At 70.8% G+C, this 4142-nt stretch carries 4 protein-coding genes; 1 reads left to right on the top strand and 3 read right to left on the bottom strand.

Annotated features, from left to right (window positions below; genetic code table 11):
* The 3 genes from OOT08_RS12170 to galE all read right to left on the bottom strand — a co-directional run.
* Nucleotides 1–301: glycosyltransferase (locus OOT08_RS12170; RefSeq protein ID WP_325092990.1), on the bottom strand; the 301-nt coding region annotated here is incomplete at its 3' end.
* 91 nt (nt 302–392) lie between these two features.
* Complete coding sequence (locus OOT08_RS12165) at nt 393–1769, bottom strand: LCP family protein (protein WP_325092988.1); 1377 nt, start codon at nt 1767–1769, stop codon at nt 393–395.
* Nucleotides 1769–2785, bottom strand: a complete 1017-nt coding sequence (gene galE, locus OOT08_RS12160; RefSeq protein ID WP_325092986.1) for a UDP-glucose 4-epimerase GalE — start codon at nt 2783–2785, stop codon at nt 1769–1771. The genes OOT08_RS12165 and galE overlap by 1 nt, the downstream gene beginning before the upstream one ends.
* A 271-nt stretch (nt 2786–3056) precedes the next feature.
* Between galE and OOT08_RS12155 the strand changes: the two genes are divergently transcribed.
* A partial coding sequence (locus OOT08_RS12155) for a glycosyltransferase (protein WP_325092985.1) occupies nt 3057–4142 on the top strand: 1086 nt, incomplete at its 3' end.

Here is a 4142-nt window from a genome sequence, read left to right as displayed (position 1 = left end):
GGCCGGGCACCGTGTCGTCGTCCATGACCCAGACCCAGTCCGGGTCTTCCGCCGCGGTGGATCCGAGCGCGGCGGCCATGCCGACGGCGAAGCCGCCCGCGCCGCCCGTGTTCTCGGTGAGGCTGATCAGCCGCGCCTCGGGCGCGACCTCCCGGACCACGCTGGCGGACTGATCGGAGGAGGCGTTGTCGACGACGATGATCTCGTCGACGGCTCGGCGCTGCGCAGCGAGCCCGGCAAGGGTCTCGCGGAGCAGCTCCTCGCGGTTATAGGCCACGATCACGGCGGTGACTCGGGTCACGGGGTGTTCCTCCTGCTGGGCGGCTCGGCGCTGGCCGCGCCGCCCCAATTGTATGCGTCCCTGGCCGGGTTCGGCTGGGCGCGGTCTCGGGCTACTCGGCGGGCTTCTCGGCCGCGGAGGCCTCGACGACGCCCGCACGGACCATCTCGTAGATCTGCTCGTAGTCGGCGTAGAAGGGATCCACACCGTTTTCCGGGGTCAGGTTCACGGTGACGGGGGTGTGATCCTTCGCCTTCGTCGCGAGCTTCACAAAGCGGCCGAGCATCGACTCGGGGATGTCGGTCGTGACGATCGCCGCCCCGGCCCCCGCAACCTCCTGGAAGCGCAGCAGCACGTTCGCCGGGTTCATCTGCGCGAGGATCGCGGACTGCAGTTCCCGCTGGCGGCGCATCCGGTCGTAGTCGTCGGTGCTGTAGCGCGAGCGGGCGTACCAGAGCGCTTCGAAGCCGTCGAGCGTGCGCTGACCGGCCTCCACGTAGCCCTCGACGCCGTTGCCCTCGGCGTCGCCGCCGATGGGCAGGCGCTCCTGCACGTTGATGTCGACGCCACCTAAGGCGTTGATGAGCTTCTCGAAGCCGACCATGTCGATCATCACGTAGAACTGCACGTCCAGCCCGGTGGCGCCGGAGACGGCGTCCTTCGTGGCCTCGATGCCGGGCTCGCTGCCCTGCGACTGCGCCTCGGGGTACAGGTCAGAGATGAAGTACTGCCCCTCGGCGTACACGCCGTTCAGGTAGCAGGGCAGGCCGACCTCGCAGTTGTAGGTGCCGTAGCCCTCCGGGTACATCGGGGCCATCGGCGAGTTCTCCAGGAAGGGCATGTTCTGCAGCTCGCGGGGCAGGCCGATGACGACGGACTGCCCGGTCTCGGCGTCCACGCTGATCAGCGAGATGCTGTCGGGGCGCAGGCCCTCGCGGTCATCGCCCGCGTCCGCGCCGAGCATGAGGATGTTGTAGCGGCCGTCGATGGGCTCAACCGCGGGGGCGCCGCCGCCGAAGATCGAGCCGATCGTGTCGCGCCCCGACTGGACGAGCGTCGCGGCCCAGGCGGCCCCGGCGGCGGGCAGCAGGGTGAGCAGGATCGAGAGCACGGCGATGGCCGGGCGGTGCCCGGGCTTGGCCTTGATGATCTTCGCGAGGCGGAGCGTGTCGAAGCCGAGGACGACCCAGAGGATCGCGTAGCCGATGAGCAGCCCCTGCAGTACGAGGAGCACGATCCCGTTCGTGAAGAACGTGAACAGCAGCTCGGAATCGATCAGGAAGACGACGAGCGCGGCCACGAGCATCAGGAACAGCGTGATGCTCGCACCGATGCCGAAGCGGCCGAGGCCGCGTTTCCCGGCCAGAACCTGGGCGCTCCCGGGCAGCAGGAAGCCGATGAGCACGAGCCACCAGGCCCGCTTGGTCATAATGACGGGCGAGGCCGTGTCCGGGGTGCGGAGCGGGGTCTCCAGGTTCAGGGAACTCATCAGTTCGCGGCGTATCCGTTCGGGTTCTGCGACTGCCAGGCCCAGGAGTCGCGGCAGGCGTCCTCCAGGGTCAGGGTCGTCGCCCAGTTCAGTTCGCGGTTCGCCTTCTCGGGGTTCGCGACGACGTTCGCGACGTCGCCGGGGCGCGGCGCCACGACGGCGTAGGGAACGGCAACCCCTGAGGCGGCCTCGAAGGCCCGGATCACGTCGAAGACGCTGGAGCCGGTGCCGCTCCCCAGGTTGTAGGCGGTAACCCCGGGGGCGGCGTGCTCGAGCGCGGCGACGTGGCCGGCGGCGAGGTCCATCACGTGGATGTAGTCGCGAACACCCGTGCCGTCCGGGGTGTCATAGTGGTCGCCGAAGACGCTGAGCTCGGCGCGCTTGCCGACCGCAACCTGCGCGATGAAGGGCATCAGGTTGTTGGGGATACCGGAGGGATCCTCGCCGATGCGGCCGGAGGGGTGCGCGCCCACGGGGTTGAAGTAGCGCAGCAGCACGGCCTCGAGCTCGGGCCAGGCCGTCGCGGTGTCCGTGATGATCTGCTCGATCATGGCCTTCGACCAGCCATAGGGGTTCGTGAGCGCCTGGCCGACGGGGTGTGCCTCGTCCTGGGGGACGTAGCGCGGGTCGCCGTAGACCGTGGCCGAGGACGAGAAGACCAGCTTGGTCACGCCGCGCTCGCGCATCAGGTCGAGGAGCACGAGCGTGGAGTCGATGTTGGTGCGGTAGTACCTGGTGGGCTGGGCAACGGACTCGCCGACTGCCTTGAGCCCGGCGAAGTGCACGACCGCGTCGAAGTCGATGCCCTCGAGCGCGGCCCGGGTGGCCTCGGGGTCCGTGAGGTCTGCGCGCACGAGCGGCACCTCCTGGCCAGCCAGCTCCCCCACGCGCCGGGTGGCCTCGGGGCTGCTGTTGGAGAAGTCGTCGAGCACGACGACCTGGTGGCCACGGCCGAGCAGCTCGAGTGCCGTGTGGGATCCGATGTAGCCGGCACCGCCGGTGAGGAGAACACGCATGCCTTCGATGCTAGTGGGCGGTGACTGAACCGTGGCCGAACCCGGGCCGAAAAGCTGAGTTCTGTGCTCCGAGCGTGCGCTGGTCTCTCGCAGATAACAATTCGGTCGGAAAGGGGCATTCCCGCGGGGAGGGGGCACCCCCGCGGCATAGACTACAAAGATCGGGCGGACGTGTGTCACGACCGGTCGCCCGGGGGAGGCTCGGGAGAAAACAGGCGTTGACGCTCGGTGTTTCCGTGCGCCGCCGTACCGCAGAAGACCCAGGAGGACCGTGGCTACGCTGACGCTCATCGGAGAGGCCCTCCCCGGCAGCAACGCGCTCATGACGCGGTGCCTCATCGACGAGCTCGCCCTCGCCTTTGCCGAAACCGCTCCGCGCGGCTGCTCCGTGCAGACGCTCCTCGGGCGGGGCAGCGCTCGATCCGAGCGGCAGCACCCGAAGCTCAGCTCCGCGCACTACACCTTCCCCGCCGGCGCCCTGCCGATGCTGTGGCAGTCCGGGATGGCGGCGCGCGGCGTCGGCGGTGACTTCCAGCACGCAGCGACCCCGCTGGCCGCGCTCCGCGCCCCGGAGGACGACCAGGCGCAGCAGCGCTCGGTCACGATCCCGCACGCCCTGGCCTGGCAGGACCCCGCCTCGCTGCCGACGGGCGTCGCCCGGTTGATCCGTTCCTTTACGCGCCGCGCGATGAAGCACGCCGACCTCGTCATCACGCCGACCCACGCGACGGCCGAGGCCCTCCGCGAGGTGTACGGCGATCGCCCCGAGTTCCGGGTGATCCCCTTCGCGCCGCTCAGCGCGCCCGCGCGGGGCAGCCTGGCGGCGGCGAGCGAGCTGGGCTTGCCCGAGCGCTACCTGCTCACCACCGCCCGGGCCACCGAGAACGGTCGGCTCGCGTGGGTGCTCGACGCGATGGAGCGCGGCGCGGCGGGCGACCTGCCCCTCGTCATCCTGGAGGGTGAACTCACCGGGGACGGCTCGGGCGAGCGGGCGTCGGTCCGCGCGCGATCCGAGGAACCCGCGGAAGCCGCTCCGGCCCCCGACCTCGTGACGGCGGGCGCGAGCGCGGCGAGGGTGTCCTCCCCGCGGCGCGGGAAGCGCGGCTCGTCCGCGATCCCGGAGCACGAGCGACTGCTGAGCGCGTCTCCGCGCGCCGCCGAGCGCACCTCCGTGGTGCGGGTCGGCAGCCACGAGGAGCTGTACGCGGTGATCGCGGGCGCCGCCGCGCTGGTGCACCCGCAGCGCTACCTGGGCACGGGGATGACCGTGCTGACCGCCCTCGGCGCGGGGGTCCCCGTGCTGCACTCCGAGGACCCCGCGGCGGGCGAGCTCGTGCTCGACGGAGGGCACACCTTC

The sequence above is a fragment of the Leucobacter sp. M11 genome (assembly GCF_035726885.1).
Lineage (GTDB): Bacteria > Actinomycetota > Actinomycetes > Actinomycetales > Microbacteriaceae > JAPFRB01.
This window is presented reverse-complemented; position numbering and strand designations above follow the sequence as displayed.

What these genes read in the sequence shown, in the direction of transcription:
- OOT08_RS12165 (WP_325092988.1), bottom strand. Translation starts at nt 1,769, where the DNA reads ATGAGTTCCCTGAACCTGGAGACCCCGCTCCGCACCCCGGACACGGCC.
- galE (WP_325092986.1), bottom strand. Translation starts at nt 2,785, where the DNA reads ATGCGTGTTCTCCTCACCGGCGGTGCCGGCTACATCGGATCCCACACG.